Origin of the sequence: Bradyrhizobium sp. SZCCHNR1043 (genome assembly GCF_032489675.1) — a bacterium.
In the GTDB taxonomy this organism is placed as follows: Bacteria; Pseudomonadota; Alphaproteobacteria; order Rhizobiales; family Xanthobacteraceae; genus Bradyrhizobium.
On the sequence record NZ_JAUEYN010000008.1, the window covers coordinates 139,441 to 157,243 of the forward strand.

The 17,803-nt window shown below is 63.6% G+C and carries 9 protein-coding genes; 1 reads left to right on the top strand and 8 read right to left on the bottom strand.

Features of this window, described 5'->3' with window-relative positions:
• Positions 1-13 precede the first annotated feature (13 nt).
• Both rpsG and rpsL read right to left on the bottom strand, forming a co-directional pair.
• Positions 14-484 (bottom strand): 30S ribosomal protein S7, encoded by a 471-nt coding sequence (gene rpsG / locus QX039_RS15650; RefSeq protein ID WP_006611835.1) that lies wholly within the window; start codon positions 482-484, stop codon positions 14-16.
• A gap of 30 nt (positions 485-514) precedes the next feature.
• Entirely contained in the window at positions 515-886 is a 372-nt protein-coding gene (rpsL, locus tag QX039_RS15655; protein WP_006611834.1) for a 30S ribosomal protein S12, read from the bottom strand.
• 647 nt (positions 887-1,533) lie between these two features.
• Here rpsL and QX039_RS15660 point away from each other — a divergent pair.
• A complete protein-coding gene (locus tag QX039_RS15660; protein WP_315771158.1) occupies positions 1,534-2,763 on the top strand; it encodes an NAD(P)/FAD-dependent oxidoreductase in 1,230 nt (409 codons plus the stop codon).
• On the opposite strand, the gene QX039_RS15665 is transcribed toward QX039_RS15660, so the two are convergent.
• The 6 genes from QX039_RS15665 to rplJ form a co-directional block, all read right to left on the bottom strand.
• On the bottom strand, positions 2,694-5,030 hold the full coding sequence (locus QX039_RS15665; RefSeq protein ID WP_315771156.1) for an ABC transporter transmembrane domain-containing protein: 2,337 nt from the start codon (positions 5,028-5,030) through the stop codon (positions 2,694-2,696). The genes QX039_RS15660 and QX039_RS15665 overlap by 70 nt on opposite strands.
• Positions 5,031-5,117: 87 nt before the next feature.
• Positions 5,118-7,181 carry an FAD-dependent oxidoreductase gene (locus QX039_RS15670; protein WP_315771155.1) on the bottom strand — a complete coding sequence of 688 codons (2,064 nt, stop codon included), beginning with the start codon at positions 7,179-7,181 and terminating at the stop codon, positions 5,118-5,120.
• Positions 7,182-7,519: 338 nt separating this feature from the next.
• Complete coding sequence (rpoC, locus tag QX039_RS15675) at positions 7,520-11,719, bottom strand: DNA-directed RNA polymerase subunit beta' (RefSeq protein ID WP_315737593.1); 4,200 nt, start codon at positions 11,717-11,719, stop codon at positions 7,520-7,522.
• Between the two features lie 131 nt (positions 11,720-11,850).
• Complete coding sequence (rpoB, locus tag QX039_RS15680) at positions 11,851-15,969, bottom strand: DNA-directed RNA polymerase subunit beta (RefSeq protein WP_315737592.1); 4,119 nt, start codon at positions 15,967-15,969, stop codon at positions 11,851-11,853.
• Between the two features lie 543 nt (positions 15,970-16,512).
• Positions 16,513-16,884 carry a 50S ribosomal protein L7/L12 gene (rplL, locus tag QX039_RS15685; protein ID WP_315737591.1) on the bottom strand — a complete coding sequence of 124 codons (372 nt, stop codon included), beginning with the start codon at positions 16,882-16,884 and terminating at the stop codon, positions 16,513-16,515.
• 60 nt (positions 16,885-16,944) lie between these two features.
• Complete coding sequence (gene rplJ / locus QX039_RS15690) at positions 16,945-17,463, bottom strand: 50S ribosomal protein L10 (protein ID WP_315737590.1); 519 nt, start codon at positions 17,461-17,463, stop codon at positions 16,945-16,947.
• Positions 17,464-17,803 lie beyond the last annotated feature (340 nt).

Sequence of the window (17,803 nt, forward strand, 5' to 3'; positions counted from 1 at the left end):
GTCGGTTTCGCCGTTACCAGCGATAGTGCGAGAAGGCGCGGTTGGCTTCAGCCATCCGGTGCACGTCTTCACGCTTCTTCACGGCGTTGCCCCGGTTATTGGAGGCATCGAGCAGCTCCGCCGAAAGCCGCTCGGTCATCGTCTTCTCGTTGCGGTCGCGCGCGGCCGAGATCAGCCAGCGGATGCCGAGCGCCTGCCGGCGGGTCGAACGAACTTCGACCGGCACCTGGTAGGTCGCGCCGCCGACGCGGCGGGAGCGGACCTCGATGGTCGGCATGACGTTTTCGAGGGCCTGCTCGAACACCGTCAGCGGGCTCTGCTTGGTCTTGGCCTCGATGATGCCGAACGCGCCGTAGACGATACCTTCGGCGACCGACTTCTTGCCGGCGTACATCACCGAGTTCATGAACTTGGTGACAATGATGTTCCCGAACTTCGGATCCGGAAGCACTTCACGCTTTTCGGCTGAATGGCGACGCGACATGTGATCTTGTTCCCGCTTCTCTCGAACGTCTTACTTCGGACGCTTCGCGCCATACTTCGAACGGCGCTGCTTACGGTTCTTGACGCCCTGGGTATCCAGCACGCCGCGGAGGATGTGGTAGCGCACGCCCGGCAAGTCCTTGACGCGGCCGCCGCGGATCATGACCACCGAGTGCTCCTGCAGGTTATGGCCTTCACCCGGGATGTAGCCGATCACCTCGAAGCCGTTGGTCAGGCGCACCTTGGCGACCTTACGAAGCGCCGAGTTCGGCTTCTTCGGGGTCGTGGTGTAGACGCGCGTGCAAACGCCACGCTTCTGCGGCGACTGCTGCAGCGCCGGCACCTTCTTGCGCGACTTCTGCACTTCGCGCGGATTTGCGATCAGCTGGTTGATCGTCGGCATCTTGGCCTTCACCCTTCTCAACGTTCGCACGGAGACCGCGACCGGCTTCCGCAAATTCTGTTCGAGGTTCCCCGCCTCACCGGGCCGTTCGCGCGATCAAAACCCACGCAAAACGAAATCGCGCCAACCGTTCATCGCTGAACGGAAAGCGCTTGACGCCACAGAGGACCGCGATCACCACCAGTCAGCTTGCGCTGGCGGGCGGCCTACCGAGGTCATGCATCCGAAATTGGTCTCAGGAGAACGAGCTCGAGAGATCTAATATCGTTTTGGCATTGCCTAGCTATGATCGACAGCGTTTGAGCGGCATTCGTCGAGGGTGGTGCCCGTCCCACCCTGTTCTGGGTGGTCTGGGTGATCCGTACCGACGCTGGCGAAGCTCACCGCCTGTCGTTGAGTGCCGGCCTTTTATAAGCGGTAAATATCCAAGTCAAGCAAAACGACGCCGCAGGACGCTCAAAGAAGCGCTTCTGGCCGCTGCAGTTTCCGCTCCGACGGTGCCCCCGCGTCCTAAGGTATCTGTAGACCGCAGAGCCCTGCCCGCGCCTGCGCAGTCACCTCTCCAACCCGGGACATATTCAGAGACATTGAAGATAAGGCTTTTTTCGGCTTTGGCCGACAAGGATGGCGCCACGACGAGGCGTCCGGTGACAGAATATACCGATATTGCGATCATTGGCGGCGGCTTGGCCGGCGCGATCACGGCCGCCATGCTCGGGCGTGCGGGCATCCCGGCGATTCTGGTCGATCCCCATGCGATCTACCCGGCCGACTTTCGAATCGAGAAGATCTCCGGTGCCGGGCAGATCGACCGGTTCCGTCGCACCGGAATCGCCGACAAGGTGTTAACCCAAGCCACCCTGGCCCCGGAGAACTGGATCGCCCGATTCGGCTACGTGCTCGAACGGGCGCCAGTCCAGCAATATGGCATCCCGTACGATACGCTGGTGACGGCCGTGCGTGACGAGATCTGTGGCCCTGTGACGCGAATCGTCGCCAAGGCCGTGGCGATCACACTAGGCGAGGATCGCCAGTCGGTCGTGCTGTCCAACGGGCACACGATCTCGGCCCGCCTCGTCGTGCTCGCCAACGGGCTGAACGTTGGGCTGCGGCACATGCTGGGAATCACCCGCAAGATCGCCAGCCCCGCCCATTCCGTCTCGATCGGCTTCGACCTGACACCGGTCGGCCGCGCCGCCTTCCCGTTCCCGGCCATGACCTACTTCCAGGAGCGGGCCAGTGCGCGGGTGCCCTACATCACCCTGTTCCCGATCGGCGAGCGCATGCGGGCGAACCTGTTCGCCTATCGCGAGGTGGATGATCCCTGGCTGCGGGCGATCCGGCGCGCCCCGGTCGAAACGCTGACGACCGCCCTGCCCGGCCTGCGGCGGATCACTGGCGAGTACGCCGTGAGCGGCGAGGTGAAGGTCCGGCCGGCCGATCTGATCACCAACAGCGGATATCGCATGCCCGGCGTGGTGCTCGTCGGCGACGCCTTCTGCACCACCTGCCCCGTCACCGGCACCGGCTCCGACAAGGTGTTCACCGATGTCGAGCGCCTCTGCAACGTCCACATTCCGCGCTGGCTGGCGACTGACGGCATGGGCGAGGCCAAGATCGCGGCCTTCTATGCGGACCCGGTCAAGATGGCCTGCGATGCGTGGTCGCTCGAGAAGGCCTGGAATTTCAGATCCGTCTCGATCGGGACCAGACCCTATTGGCAAGCGCAGCGCTGGGCACGCTTTGCAGTCTCGCTCGGCCGCGGCACGCGGCAGCGGCTGACGAAGACCATTGCGCCGCTCAACGCTTATTCGTCGTCATCATCGTCATCGTCATCATCATCATCATCGTCTTCATCGCTGTCGTCGTCGGCCTGATCGGCCCGACTCGGCTGGTGGCCCTGGTCGTCCCACAACTTGCGATAGACACCGTTCTTGGCCAAGAGCTCGGCGTGGCTACCGCGCTCGATCGCCCGGCCGCCGGAGATGACGATGATCTCGTCCATCTCGACCACCGAGGTCAGGCGGTGGGTCGACCAGATCATGGTGCGGCCCTTGGCGACCTTGAGCAGGGTGCGGTTGATTGCGGCTTCCGTGGTCTGGTCGAGCGCCGAGGTCGCCTCGTCGAGCAGCAGCACGGAGGGATTGCGGATGATGGCGCGGGCGATTGCGATGCGCTGGCGCTGGCCGCCGGACAGCGTGTCGCCGCGCTCGCCGACGAGCGTGTCGTATTTCTGCGGCAGGCTCATGATGTAGCGGTGGATCTCGGCCTTCTTGGCCGCCTCCTCCACCTCGGCGTCGGTGGCGCCCTCCTTGCCGAGCCGGATGTTCTCCCGCAGCGACATGTTGAACAGCATGTTCTCCTGGAACACCACGGCCATGCTGCCGCGCAGCGAATCGCGCGTGACCCTGCGGATGTCGACGCCGTCGATGGTGACGCGGCCTTCGTTGGGCACGTAGAGTCGCAGGATCAGGTTGAGCAGCGTGCTCTTGCCCGAGCCCGACGGACCGACGATCGCGATCCGCTTGCCGACGTCGAGCTTGAGGCTGAGATTGTCGAGCACCGGCGTCTGGCTGCCCTCGTACTGGAAGGTCACGCGCTCGAAGGTGATGTCGTGGCTGATGCGGGGCAGATCCGGCGCGCCCGGCCGGTCGGCGCCGCGGGTCGGCTCGTCCAGCAGCTCCTGCATGTGCCGGATTGCGGCCGCCGAGGAAATCGACACCGGCACGAAGTGCATGACATGGGCGATGTTGTAGGACACCTCCCAGAACGCGCTCTCGAAGGTGACGAAGGTGCCGATCGTGATCTGGCCCTTGGTCGCGAGATAGGCGCCGAGGGCGAGCACGACGAGATGCAGCAGCAGCACGGAGATCGTGACCGTGCGCTCGACCATGGTCGACAGGAACATCGCATCGGCCATCTTGCGCCGCGCCGCGTCGTTGCGGAAGCTGAACCAGCCGAATACCTTGCGGTGCAGGCTGAAGGCCTTGATGACGGCTTGCGCCGCGATGTTCTCCTGGATCACGCCGAGCAGCGACGCCTCGTTCAGCTTCTGCTCGTAATTGGCCTGGACCGCCTTCGGCGTCAGGATGCGCGGGCCGATCAGGGTGATCGGAAACACCAGCAGCGCGATCGCAGCGAGCTGCCAGTTCAGGAACAGCATCAGAATGATGCCCGCAATCAGCTCGAGGAACGGCAGCACAGCGCTGTTGGCGAAACTCTTCACGACGTTCTCGAACGCCGACATGTCGACCGAGAAGCGCGACAGGATCTCGCCGCGCTTGGTGCGCTGGAAATAGGCGGCCGGCAGGTTCTGCACGTGATCGAACAGACGGGTGCGGACATCCGAGATGACGCAAGCCGCCAGACGCGCATCCCAGCGCTCGTAGAGCACGGCAACGATCGAGGTGAAGATGCCCGCAACGGCCAGCACGCCGAGGATGCGATAGAGCGCCTCGAAATCCTCCTCGCCGAGCGCATCGTCGATCAGGAACTTGAGGCTGAGCGGCATGATGACGTTGAACAGCGTCTCGATCAGGACGCCGATCGACACGAAAGCCAGCATCTTCTTGTATCTGGCGAGCAGCGGCGAGACGAAGCCGTAGATGGTCGCAAGCGCACCGGCGGCCTCGCGGGCCGTGTAGACGACGAGATCCTCGTCGTCGTCATCATCGTCGTCGAGATCGTCGCCCTCGTCCTCGCCGTCCTCATCGTCGTCCTCGTCGGAGGGCGGCGGCGCAGGCTTGCTTGCCTGTGGTGGCTTGGTGGCCTGCGGCGGCTTGGATGCCTGCGGCGGTTTGGCGGCCTGCGACGGCTCGGAGGGCTGCGACGGCTCGGAGGGCTGCGACGGCTCGGAGGGCTGCGGCGCTTCAGATGTGTGCTGCGCTTCGGCTGCCAGTGGCGCGTTGGCGGCGAGCGGTGTTTCCGGCGCTTGGGGTGCCTGCGGCGCTTGGGGCGCGGCGGTTCCAGAAAGCCGCTTCGCGATCTCGGCTGCGGCGCCCGCGGCAGCCGCAATTCGCTCGCCGGCAATCCGATCGTCCGCGGCCTGACCGGGCGGCGCCGAGGTCGAATTGGATTTCGAACCTCGTTTCGAGCCTGATTTGGAAGCCGGTCTCGACTCTGACTCTGGTTTCTTGGGCGCCATGCAACCAACCGAAGCAGCGCGGCCGACGAGAGCGCCAGCCTTGCGCGTCAGGCCTTTAACATCTGCACAGCGCCGCGGCCAGCGTCCTCAATCTTCGTCCTCGACCTTGTCGAAGAACGAATAGCGCAGGCTGTCGGCGTCGGCGTACCACTGACCGGGCCCCTTGTTGGCCGCGAGCGTCGCAGCCCACACCTCGTCGGTGCAATCGCGGCGGTGCATGGCCAGATCAAACCCGTTGCCGAAGAACAGCTCCGACCACTCCCACCAGGTGCCGAGCTTCTTGACCCCACGCAGCAGGTCGTAGCGGTCGACCAGCGCCGGGGCCATGTCCGAGGTGATCGAGCCGAACACGAGGCCGGTCTTGACGACGCGGTTGAGCTCGCGGATCGCGCGCGCAACCTGCTTGTCACCGAGGTGGCAGAGGCTGGTCTCGAACACGAAATCGAACTCACCGGTCTTGAACGGCATGTCGGTGATCGAGCCGAGCTTGTTGTACTTCTTCAGCGCCTTCGGCGTCTTGCCATGGATGTAGCGGTTGTTCTCCATGCCCCAGGCATCGATGCCGCGCTCGCGGAGCGCTCCCACCAGCTCGCCGCTCGCGGAGCCGGCGACCAGGAGCTTGTAGCCCTTGCCCTTGCCGGCCCGGTTCCAGACGATCTTGATCAGGCTGGTCAGATAGTCCGGATCGGTGAACTGCGACCACGCTTCGCTGTACGGCCCCTGCCCGCGATAATTGTCGAAATAGTCGCGGTCGATCTTGTCCGACAGCGGCATCTCGGCCTGCGAGCGGGCGCGGCGCAGCCGCATCATCTCGGTCAGGATGATGTCGGTGGCCGCATCTGAGGAATCGAGCAGCCCGTTCAAGGTCGAGTCGAACAGGTAGTCTCCGACCACGACGATACCGGGGTGCTCCTTCGGCTCAGGCCGGTGATTGGTCATGACGTCGCGCACCGGCAGACCGCCGGGCAGCGCGTTGACCGATGACAGCCAGCGATGGATCTTGCCTTCCATGAAGTGCGCGCGCGCGTCGCCGAGCGCCGCCGGGAGCGACTTCAGCGCGGCATCGATCAGCTCCTGGTCCGACAGATTGGCGAAGGCGAGCGCATCCGAGCCCGCGATCAGCCAGTTCAGCACGCCGTGCTTGCCGACGTCGTGGCGCGAGCCCTCGTTGTAGATGCAGCAGCCGCCGAACGCCTCCGACATGAACCAGGAGCCAGGGATCTTCTCGCCCCAGAACGGCTCGTCGAACAGGATCGAGACGCGCAGATAATGCGCGGGACGATCGAAATAGGCGATGTGCTTGACCATGGACTGGCGCAGCTTCTCGCCGTCCCAGCCGACCGTCGACAGCCAGGAATGCGGCAGACACACCAACACGAGATCGAACTCGCGCGTCTCCGGCCCCTTGCCGTTCATCATGTTGAGCCGGTAGCGGCCCTGCTCGGTCTTGCCGATGCGGAGCACGCGATGATTGAGTTTGATATCGGCATCCACCTCCGAGCGAAGGCACTCGATCAGCTGCTCATTGCCGTTCTGGATCGAGTACAGGCCGATATAGTCGTCGATATCCATCACGAAGTTCTTGAGCGCATTGAGGCCGTTGGTGTTGTGGGCCTCGGTCGCGAGGTCGGAGCGCGACATCACCTTGAAGAAGCGCTTGGCCGTGGGATCCTCGACCTCCTCGTCGAGCAGCTCTTCGCAGGTCTTGTAGGCCCAGGGGTGCTCGTTATCGTGGGCGCCGACGCCTTCGTAATATTCGACCGGCGACATTACCTCCGTACAACGCTTGCGGAACGCCTCGACGGCAGCGGCCGTCTTCGGGCCGTACTTGCGGCGCAGCCCGGGCACGTCGTCGAGCAGCTCGCCGTCGAGCTGGACCTGCAGCGCATCCATCGGAATCGTCTGCAGACCGAAATGCTGGATCAGCTCGCGCAGCGGATCAGGGCCGGTCATCGAGTAGTCGTAGATTTCTGCGACACCAGCCTCATACATCGCCGGTGCGGTATCGAACTTGCGCGTCACGATCTTGCCGCCGAGCCGGTCGGATGCCTCGAAGATCGTCACCTTGCAGAGATCGCCGAGTTTGCGCCTCAGGTACCAGGCGCTCATCAGTCCACCCGGACCGCCACCAACAATCGCAAGGTCAAGCATCTAAGTTCCGCCATCTCCGGCTGTCAGCGACGTTGCCGGTCGTCCATATCAGGGGTCCTGCCACCCTCGGGGCTCGATCGGCCATAGCGTACCCGGCCCGCAAAAGATTTGCGCCGGAGCAAATCGGCGCATCGCCACGGGAGTCGACGGAAATCAGCTCAGCGGATCTGATGCTTCCAAGAGCACCTCTGTCCCTGAAGGGAAGATGAACAACGGGGCAGCAGCGCGGCAACAGGAGAAGAAAATGTCAAAAAAAGGCCGGCAACCGCCGGCCTTTTCTACGCGTGATGAACGCACGGCAGACCCCAACACCGTCAGGGTCTGCCGCAATCGTCCGTTTACTCTGCCGGCGGCAGAGCGAGCGGCTGAGGCTCGGGCTGCGCCGGCACGATCGCCGCCTGCTTCTCGCGCTCGTCGAGAATCAGCTTGTCGCGCTTCAAGGCGACTTCGCGGATGCGGGCCATCGAGGCGCCGGTGCCAGCCGGGATCAGACGGCCGACGATGACGTTCTCCTTGAGACCCTCGAGCGGATCGATCTTGCCGTTGACCGCCGCCTCGGTGAGGACGCGGGTGGTCTCCTGGAACGAGGCCGCCGAGAAGAACGACCGGGTCTGCAGGCTCGCCTTGGTGATGCCGAGCAGAACCGGAGTGCCTGTGGCCGGCTTCTTCGCCTCCTCCACGGCTTTCGCGTTGAGCAGGTCGAACTCGATCTTGTCGACCTGTTCGCCCGAGATCATGTCGGTGTCGCCCTGGTCGGCGATCTCCACCTTCTGCAGCATCTGACGGACAATCACCTCGATGTGCTTGTCGTTGATGAGCACGCCCTGCAGCCGGTAGACCTCCTGGATCTCGTTGACCAGATAGGCCGCGAGCTCCTCGATGCCCTTGATCGCCAGGATGTCGTGCGGCGCGGGGTTGCCTTCGACGATGAAGTCGCCCTTCTCGACGATGTCGCCATCCTGCAGATGGATGTGCTTGCCCTTCGGGATCAGGTACTCGCGCGGCTCCTCGGTCTTGTCGACCGGCTCGATCGAGATGCGACGCTTGTTCTTGTAGTCGCGACCGAACCGGATGGTGCCGGCGATCTCAGCGATGATCGCGGCATCCTTCGGCTTGCGCGCTTCGAACAGCTCCGCCACCCGCGGCAGACCGCCGGTGATGTCGCGCGTCTTGGCGCTTTCGGTCGAGATACGCGCCAGGATGTCGCCTGGCTTCACCGTCGCACCGACGTCGACAGAAAGAATCGCGTCGACCGACAGCATGTAGCGGGCATCGCCGCCGCGGGCGAGCTTGAGCACCTTGCCGTCCTTGCCCTTGATCACGATCGCCGGACGCAGATCCGCGCCACCGCGCGTTCCACGCCAGTCGATGACCACGCGCTTGGCAATACCGGTGGATTCGTCGAGCGTTTCCGAGATCGACAGACCTTCGGTCAGATCCTCGAACCCGATCGTGCCCTCCGCTTCCGTGAGGATCGGGCGGGTATAAGGATCCCACTCGGCGATGCGCTGGCCGCGCTTGATCATGTCGCCGTCGTCGACGTGCATGCGCGAGCCGTACTGGATACGGTGCGTCGCACGCTCGGTGCCGTCGGGGTCGACGATCGTCACGACCATGTTGCGGACCATCGCGATCAGGTGACCCTCGCTGTTGCGAGCGATCGACTTGTTCCTGATGACCACCTTGCCTTCGAAGTTCGATTCCACGAAGGACTGCTCGTTCAGCTGCGCCGCGCCACCGATGTGGAAGGTGCGCATCGTCAGCTGGGTGCCGGGCTCACCGATCGACTGCGCGGCGATGACGCCGACAGCCTCGCCATGATTGACCGGCGTGCCGCGCGCCAGATCGCGGCCGTAGCACATCTTGCAGATGCCGTTGACGAGCTCGCAGGTCAGCGCCGAGCGGATCTTCACCTCCTGCACGCCAGCCTGCTGGATGGCGTCGATGTGGCTCTCCTCCATCAGCGTGCCGGCCTTGACCAGCACGGCGTTGGTCGCGGGATCACGCACGTCATCGCAGGGCACGCGGCCCAGGATGCGCGAGCCGAGCGAAGCCACGACCGTGCCGGCATCGACGATGGCGCGCATCTTGATGCCGAGATGGGTGCCGCAATCGTCCTGCGTGATGATGCAGTCCTGCGCGACGTCGACCAGACGACGGGTCAGGTAGCCCGAGTTCGCGGTCTTCAACGCGGTGTCCGCGAGGCCCTTGCGGGCGCCGTGGGTCGAGTTGAAGTACTCGAGAACCGACAGACCTTCCTTGAAGTTCGAGATGATCGGCGTCTCGATGATCTCACCCGACGGCTTGGCCATCAGGCCGCGCATGCCGGCGAGCTGACGCATCTGGGCCGGCGAACCGCGGGCACCGGAATGAGACATCATGTAGATCGAGTTGATGTCGGCATCCGCCCCCGTCGCCGTCTTCTTGGTGACGGAGATTTCCTTCATCATCTCCTTGGCGATCTCTTCGCTGGCCTTCGACCAGGCGTCGACGACCTTGTTGTACTTCTCGCCATGGGTGATCAGACCGTCATTGTACTGCTGCTCGAAATCCTTCGCCAGCGTACGGGTGGTGTCGACGATCTTCCACTTGCCCGCCGGCACGACCATGTCGTCCTTGCCGAACGAGATGCCCGCCTTGAAGGCGTTGTAGAAGCCGAGCGCCATGATGCGATCGCAGAAGATCACCGTCTCCTTCTGGCCGCAGTGACGATAGACCTGATCGATCACGCCCGAGATTTCGCGCTTGGTCATCAGCTTGTTGATGACCTCGAACGTGACGCGCGGATGCTTCGGCAGGAGATTGCCGAGCATGACGCGGCCCGCGGTGGTTTCGATCCAGCGCTTGGCGACCTTGCCGGTCTCGTCCATGCCCTCCCAGCGATACTTGATCTTGCTGTGGAGATGGATGGCCTTGGCGTGCAGCGCATGCTCGAGCTCGGCCATGTTGCCGAACGCCATGCCCTGGCCGGGCATGCCTTCGCGCATGATCGAGACGTAGTAGAGACCGAGCACGATGTCCTGCGACGGCACGATGATCGGCTGACCATTGGCCGGATGCAGGATGTTGTTGGTCGACATCATCAGGACGCGCGCTTCCAGCTGCGCTTCGAGCGACAGCGGAACGTGGACGGCCATCTGGTCGCCGTCGAAGTCGGCGTTGAACGCGGAGCAGACCAGCGGATGCAGCTGGATCGCCTTGCCTTCGATCAGCACCGGCTCGAACGCCTGGATGCCGAGGCGATGCAGCGTCGGCGCGCGGTTCAACAGCACCGGATGCTCGCGGATGACCTCGTCCAGGATGTCCCAGACCTCGGGGCGCTCCTTCTCGACCAGCTTCTTGGCCTGCTTGACCGTCGTCGACAGGCCCTTGGCATCGAGCCGCGAATAGATGAACGGCTTGAACAGCTCGAGCGCCATCTTCTTCGGCAGGCCGCACTGGTGCAGGCGCAGCTCCGGACCGACCACGATGACCGAGCGACCGGAATAGTCGACGCGCTTGCCGAGCAGGTTCTGACGGAAGCGGCCCTGCTTGCCCTTGAGCATGTCGGCGAGCGACTTCAACGGACGCTTGTTGGCGCCGGTGATGACGCGGCCGCGGCGGCCGTTGTCGAACAGCGCATCCACCGCCTCCTGAAGCATGCGCTTCTCGTTGCGGATGATGATGTCCGGCGCGCGCAGCTCCATCAGCCGCTTCAAACGGTTGTTGCGGTTGATGACGCGGCGGTAGAGGTCGTTGAGGTCGGAGGTCGCGAAGCGGCCGCCGTCGAGCGGCACCAGCGGCCGCAGGTCCGGCGGGATCACCGGCACCACGGTCATGATCATCCATTCCGGCTTGTTGCCGGAGTGGCGGAAGGCCTCGACGATCTTCAGGCGCTTGGCGAGCTTCTTGTGCTTGATGTCGGAGTCGGTCTCCTGCATCTCCGCACGCAGCGTCTGCTCGAGCTTCTCGAGCTCGAGGCCGCGCAAGAGCTCACGGATGGCCTCCGCGCCGATCATGGCGGTGAAGCTGTCCTGGCCGTATTCGTCCTGCGCCTTGAGATACTCGTCCTCGGACAAGAGCTGACGGTCCTTGAGCGCGGTCAGACCCGGCTCGAGAACGACGTAGTATTCGAAGTACAGGATCCGCTCGAGATCCTTCAGCGTCATGTCGAGCAGGAGGCCGATGCGCGACGGCAGCGACTTCAGGAACCAGATGTGCGCGACGGGAGCGGCGAGCTCGATATGGCCCATGCGCTCGCGCCGGACGCGCGACAAGGTCACCTCGACCGAGCACTTCTCGCAGATGATGCCCTTGTACTTCATCCGCTTGTACTTGCCGCACAGGCACTCGTAGTCCTTGATCGGCCCGAAGATGCGGGCGCAGAACAGGCCGTCGCGCTCGGGCTTGAAGGTGCGGTAGTTGATCGTTTCCGGCTTCTTGATCTCGCCGTAGGACCAGGACAGAATCTTCTCCGGAGACGCAATCGAGATCCGGATCTGGTCGAAGACCTGAGCCGGCGTCGTCGGATTGAAGAGATTCATAATTTCTTGGTTCATCGTATTCTCCTCGCGGGCCGATCGGGGGTCGGCCGCAAATTCGAAAATCTCTCAACGGGCGCCTTGTCCTGACCCGCGGGGGAAGGCGCCGGCACCCGGCCGTCCGAGACGGCCGGGCCTGACCTCTTGAACTACTCGGCGGCTTCCGACGTCGGCGCCGGTCCGAGCTTGGAGTTGTGCAGGTCGACGTTGAGGCCGAGCGAGCGCATTTCCTTGACCAACACGTTGAACGATTCCGGAATACCGGCCTCGAACGTGTCGTCGCCGCGCACGATCGCCTCGTAGACCTTGGTGCGGCCGGCGACGTCGTCCGACTTCACCGTCAGCATCTCCTGCAGCGTGTAGGCCGCGCCGTAGGCTTCGAGCGCCCACACCTCCATTTCGCCGAAACGCTGGCCGCCGAACTGGGCCTTGCCGCCCAGCGGCTGCTGGGTGACCAGCGAGTACGGGCCGATCGAACGCGCATGGATCTTGTCGTCGACCAGATGGTGCAGCTTCAGCATATAGATGTAGCCGACCGTCACCTTGCGATCGAACGCATCGCCGGTGCGGCCATCATAGACCGTCGACTGACCGGATGCGTCGAGGCCGGCGAGCTTCAACATCTCCTCGATGTCGGCCTCCTTGGCGCCGTCGAACACCGGTGTGGCGATCGGCACGCCACGGCTCAGATTGTGACCAAGCTCGATCAACTCGTTGTCGTTGAGCGACTTGATGGTCTCGTCATCGCCGTAGATCCGCTTCAAGGTCTCCTTCAGCGGCTTCACGTCCTGCTTCGACAGGTAGGCATCGACCGTCTGGGCGATGCGCTTGCCGAGGCCGGCGCAGGCCCAGCCAAGATGCGTCTCGAGGATCTGTCCGACGTTCATGCGCGAGGGCACGCCCAGCGGGTTCAGCACGATGTCCGCATGCGTGCCGTCCTCGAGGAACGGCATGTCCTCGATCGGCACGATCTTGGAGACGACGCCCTTGTTGCCGTGACGGCCGGCCATCTTGTCGCCCGGCTGGATCTTGCGCTTCACCGCAACGAAGACCTTGACCATCTTCATCACGCCTGGCGGCAGCTCGTCGCCACGCTGCAGCTTCTCGACCTTGTCGAGGAAGCGCTGTTCCAGCCCCTTCTTCGACTCGTCGTACTGCTTCCGCATGGCCTCGATCTCGGCCATCAGCTTGTCGTTCGGCGAGGCAAACAGCCACCACTGCGACTTCGGATACTCGTCGAGCACCGCGCGCGTGATCTTGGTGTCCTTCTTGAAGCCCTTCGGACCGGAGATGCCCTGACGGCCATCCAGCATGTCGGCGAGACGGCTGTAGACGTTGCGGTCCAGGATCGCCTGCTCGTCGTCGCGGTCCTTGGCCAGACGCTCGATCTCTTCCCGCTCGATCGCCAGCGCACGCTCGTCCTTGTCGACGCCGTGCCGGTTGAACACGCGGACTTCGACGATCGTGCCCTGCACGCCCGGCGGCACCCGCAGCGAGGTGTCGCGCACGTCAGAGGCCTTCTCGCCGAAGATGGCGCGCAGCAGCTTCTCTTCCGGCGTCATCGGGCTTTCGCCCTTCGGCGTGATCTTGCCGACCAGGATGTCGCCGGCGCGCACCTCCGCGCCGATATAGACGATGCCGGCTTCGTCGAGGTTCTTCAGCGCCTCTTCCGACACGTTCGGAATGTCGCGCGTGATTTCCTCCGGACCCAGCTTGGTGTCGCGGGCCATCACCTCGAATTCCTCGATGTGGATCGAGGTGAAGACGTCCTCCTTCACGATCCGCTCGGAGAGCAGGATGGAGTCCTCGAAGTTGTAGCCGTTCCACGGCATGAACGCGACGAGCACGTTGCGGCCGAGCGCGAGCTCACCGAGATCGGTCGACGGACCGTCAGCGATGATGTCGCCCTTCTTGACGATGTCGCCGACCTTCACCAGCGGACGCTGGTTGATGCAGGTCGACTGGTTCGAGCGCTGATACTTCATCAGCCGGTAGATATCGACGCCCGACTTGGTCGGATCGAGATCCTCCGTGGCGCGGATGACGACGCGGGTGGCGTCGATCTGGTCGATCACGCCGGAGCGGCGCGCCGCGATCGCGGCGCCCGAGTCACGGGCAACGACGCCTTCCATTCCGGTACCGACGAACGGCGCCTCGGCGCGAACCAGCGGCACCGCCTGGCGCTGCATGTTCGAGCCCATCAGCGCGCGGTTGGCGTCGTCGTTCTCGAGGAACGGGATCAGCGCCGCGGCCACCGAAACGAGCTGCTTCGGCGACACGTCCATGTAGTCGACCTTGTCGGGCGTCATCGGCACGACTTCGCCGGCGTGACGGCAGACCACGAGGTCCTCGGTGAAGCGGCCCTTGGCATCGAGCGGCACGTTGGCCTGCGCGACGCGGTAGCGCCCCTCCTCCATGGCCGACAGATACACCACCTCGTCGGTGACCCGGCCGTCCTTGACCTTGCGGTACGGCGTCTCGACGAAGCCATACTTGTTGACGCGGGCGAAGGTCGCCAGCGAGTTGATCAGGCCGATGTTCGGACCTTCCGGCGTCTCGATCGGGCAGATGCGGCCGTAATGCGTCGGATGCACGTCGCGCACCTCGAAGCCGGCGCGCTCGCGCGTCAGACCGCCCGGTCCAAGCGCCGACAGGCGGCGCTTGTGGGTGATCTCCGACAGCGGGTTGGTCTGGTCCATGAACTGCGACAGCTGCGACGAGCCGAAGAATTCGCGCACGGCAGCGGCGGCGGGCTTCGCGTTGATCAGGTCCTGCGGCATCACGGTGTCGATGTCGACGCTCGACATGCGCTCCTTGATGGCGCGCTCCATGCGCAACAGGCCGATGCGGTACTGATTCTCCATCAGCTCGCCGACCGAGCGGACGCGGCGGTTGCCGAGATGGTCGATGTCGTCGATCTCGCCCTTGCCGTCACGCAGGTCGACCAGGGTCTTGATGACCGACAGGATGTCTTCCTTACGCAGCGTGCGCTGGGTGTCGGGCGCATCGAGCTCGAGGCGCATGTTCATCTTGACGCGACCGACCGCGGAGAGGTCGTAACGCTCGGCATCGAAGAACAGCGACTGGAACATCGCCTGCGCCGAATCGAGCGTCGGCGGCTCGCCCGGACGCATCACGCGGTAGATGTCGAACAGCGCATCCTCACGCGTCATGTTCTTGTCGGCCGACAGCGTGTTGCGGATGTAGGGGCCGACATTGACGTGGTCGATGTCGAGCAGCGGCAGGTCCTTGTAGCCCTGCTCGTTCAGCACCTTGAACAGCTTGTCGGTGATCTCCTCGCCGGCCTCGGCGTAGATCTCACCCGTCTTCGGATTGACGAGATCCTCGGCGATGTAGTTGCCGAGCAGCTCCTCGTCCGACATGCGCAGCGCCTTCAGCCCCTTCTCCTGGAGCTGGCGGGCGGCGCGCACGGTGAGCTTCTTGCCGGCCTCGAGCACGACCTTGCCGGTGTCGGCGTCGATCAGGTCGTTCACGGTCGAATAGCCGCGGAACCGGTTGGCGTCGAACGGAACGCGCCAGCCTTCCTTGATGCGCTTGTAGATCAGCTTCTTGTAGAAGGTCGACAGGATCTGCTCGCCGTCGAGGCCGAGCGCGAACATCAGCGACGTCACCGGCAGCTTGCGGCGACGGTCGATGCGCGCGAACACGATGTCCTTGGCGTCGAACTCGATATCGAGCCAGGAGCCGCGATACGGAATGACGCGGGCAGCGAACAGCAGCTTGCCCGACGAATGGGTCTTGCCCTTGTCGTGGTCGAAGAACACGCCCGGCGAACGGTGCATCTGCGAGACGATGACGCGCTCGGTGCCGTTCACGATGAAGGTGCCGTTCATGGTCATGAGCGGAATGTCGCCCATGTACACGTCCTGCTCCTTGATGTCCTTCACCGACTTCGCACCGGTCTCCTCGTCGATATCGAACACGATGAGGCGCAAGGTCACCTTGAGCGGCGCAGCGAAGGTCATGCCGCGCTGGCGGCACTCGTCGACGTCGTATTTCGGCGGCTCGAACTCGTAGCGGACGAATTCCAGCATCGAGGTGCCCGAAAAGTCGGAGATCGGGAACACCGAGCGGAACACCGCCTGCAGGCCCTCATCCGCTCGCCCACCCGTGGGCTCGTCCACCATCAGGAACTGGTCGTAGGACGCCTTCTGAACCTCGATGAGGTTCGGCATCTCCGCGACTTCCTTGATGTGTCCAAAGAACTTGCGAACGCGTTTGCGACCGGTGAATGTCTGCTGCGCCATCGTGGCCTCTCATTTCGTCGCCCGGAGGGGCGAACCTTCCGAAACAGCGGCTGCCACCGCCCCTTCGGGTTGAATTTCGATCCATTTCGAGGATCTGAGGCCCAAAGCCGGAACGGAAACGTCCCAGCTCTGTTCTTCAGACCAGCAAAACGCAAAACGACGCGCGAGGCGCGAGGGCGCACCCGCTCGTCACAACCATCTCGTCACGGACTGCAAAAGCCCGAAATTGCCTATCTCCCAACGGTCTAAGGGCGGAGACGCCACTCCACCGATAACCGGCTTTTCGTGCTGCCGACCCAATATGGGCCGACGATAGCCGAGATTCGAGGGGGAAGCCCCCAAATCTCCACACTTTTCCGTGTTCGGCCCGCAACGGGCGATCCTGTTGCACGCCTTTTGCAGTATCCCGGCCCGACCCGACACCTCTGCAAAACTCTTTTGTCCCGATGATGACCGGGCGATGTTACCGCCCGGTCATCATAATCTCTCGAAACCTTCGGACCTGCCTTAGGCCGCCGGAAGGCTCCGCTTGCAATCTTGCGATTACTTGAGGTCGATCTTGGCGCCAGCCTTCTCGAGCTGAGCCTTGATCTTCTCGGCCTCTTCCTTGTTGACGCCTTCCTTGACCGGCTTCGGGGCACCCTCGACCAGGTCCTTGGCTTCCTTCAGGCCCAGGCCGGTGATGGCGCGAACTTCCTTGATGACCTCGATCTTCTTGTCGCCGGCCGAAGCCAGGACAACCGTGAACTCGGTCTTCTCTTCCGCCGGAGCGGCAGCGGCAGCGGCCGGGCCAGCAACCGCGACGGCGGCAGCGGCGGACACGCCCCACTTCTCTTCCAGGAGCTTGGCGAGCTCGGCGGCCTCGAGAACGGTGAGCGAGGACAGGTCGTCGACGATTTTCTGCAAGTCAGCCATTGATCTACTTCCTTAAGATGGTTCGGTTCGAAACCAGGTTTTGAGTGTTTGCGAAGGGCGTCAGGCCGCTTCGCCCTTTGAGGCATGAGCCTGAATGACGCGCGCGACCTTGGCCGCGGGTGCGTTGGCGAGCTGGGCGAGCTTGGTCGCCGGTGCCTGGATCAGGCCGACGAGCTTGCCGCGCAGTTCGTCCAGCGACGGCAGCGAGGCGAGAGCCTTGACGCTGTCGACATTCAGGACGGTTTTACCCATGGAGCCGCCGAGGATGACGAACTTTTCGTTCGCCTTGGCGAATTCCATGGCAACCTTGGGCGCCGCGACAGGATCGTTCGAAGTTGCGATCACGGTCGGCCCCTTCAACAGGGGACCGATGCCGACGACGTCCGTGCCTTCAAGAGCAATTTTGGCGAGACGGTTCTTCGAGACCTTCACCGACGCGCCCGCCTGCTTCATCTGCATGCGCAGCTTCTGCATCTGGGCCACGGTGAGGCCGGAATAGTGAGCGACGACCGCGACGCCCGTGGTCTTGAAGACCTCGTGCAGTTCCTCGACCGCCTCTTTCTTTGCCGCTCGTTCCACAGCAAGCTCTCTCCGGTTGGCGGCCTTCGCCCGAAAGCGGGACCGCCGGGTTGCACCCGCCGCCCCACCAAACCTGACCTCCGGACGGAAGAACCCGAGGACACGCAAGGCAAAACGGCGATGAATAGCCTGCCCTTCCGCAAGGCTTTATCGGCCCACGGAGTGTCGAGGTTCGAACCAAACCTGCATGCCACCACGACAGAGGCAGTGGACATGCCGAAATCCGGTCTTCACCCGTCTATGCAGGCTGGACGATTAAGCCATTGAGGAAATTGAATTCCGCGCCGGCGCCTGCAGTCTCGGACAGGATCGGGGTGATCGGCGGACCGACCTCCCCTGC

Bases quoted from the DNA above. Each gene is read 5' to 3' on its own strand.
- rpoB (WP_315737592.1), bottom strand. From the start codon at position 15,969: ATGGCGCAGCAGACATTCACCGGTCGCAAACGCGTTCGCAAGTTCTTT.
- QX039_RS15665 (WP_315771156.1), bottom strand. From the start codon at position 5,030: ATGGCGCCCAAGAAACCAGAGTCAGAGTCGAGACCGGCTTCCAAATCA.
- QX039_RS15670 (WP_315771155.1), bottom strand. From the start codon at position 7,181: ATGCTTGACCTTGCGATTGTTGGTGGCGGTCCGGGTGGACTGATGAGC.
- rpoC (WP_315737593.1), bottom strand. From the start codon at position 11,719: ATGAACCAAGAAATTATGAATCTCTTCAATCCGACGACGCCGGCTCAG.
- rpsG (WP_006611835.1), bottom strand. From the start codon at position 484: ATGTCGCGTCGCCATTCAGCCGAAAAGCGTGAAGTGCTTCCGGATCCG.
- rpsL (WP_006611834.1), bottom strand. From the start codon at position 886: ATGCCGACGATCAACCAGCTGATCGCAAATCCGCGCGAAGTGCAGAAG.
- rplL (WP_315737591.1), bottom strand. From the start codon at position 16,884: ATGGCTGACTTGCAGAAAATCGTCGACGACCTGTCCTCGCTCACCGTT.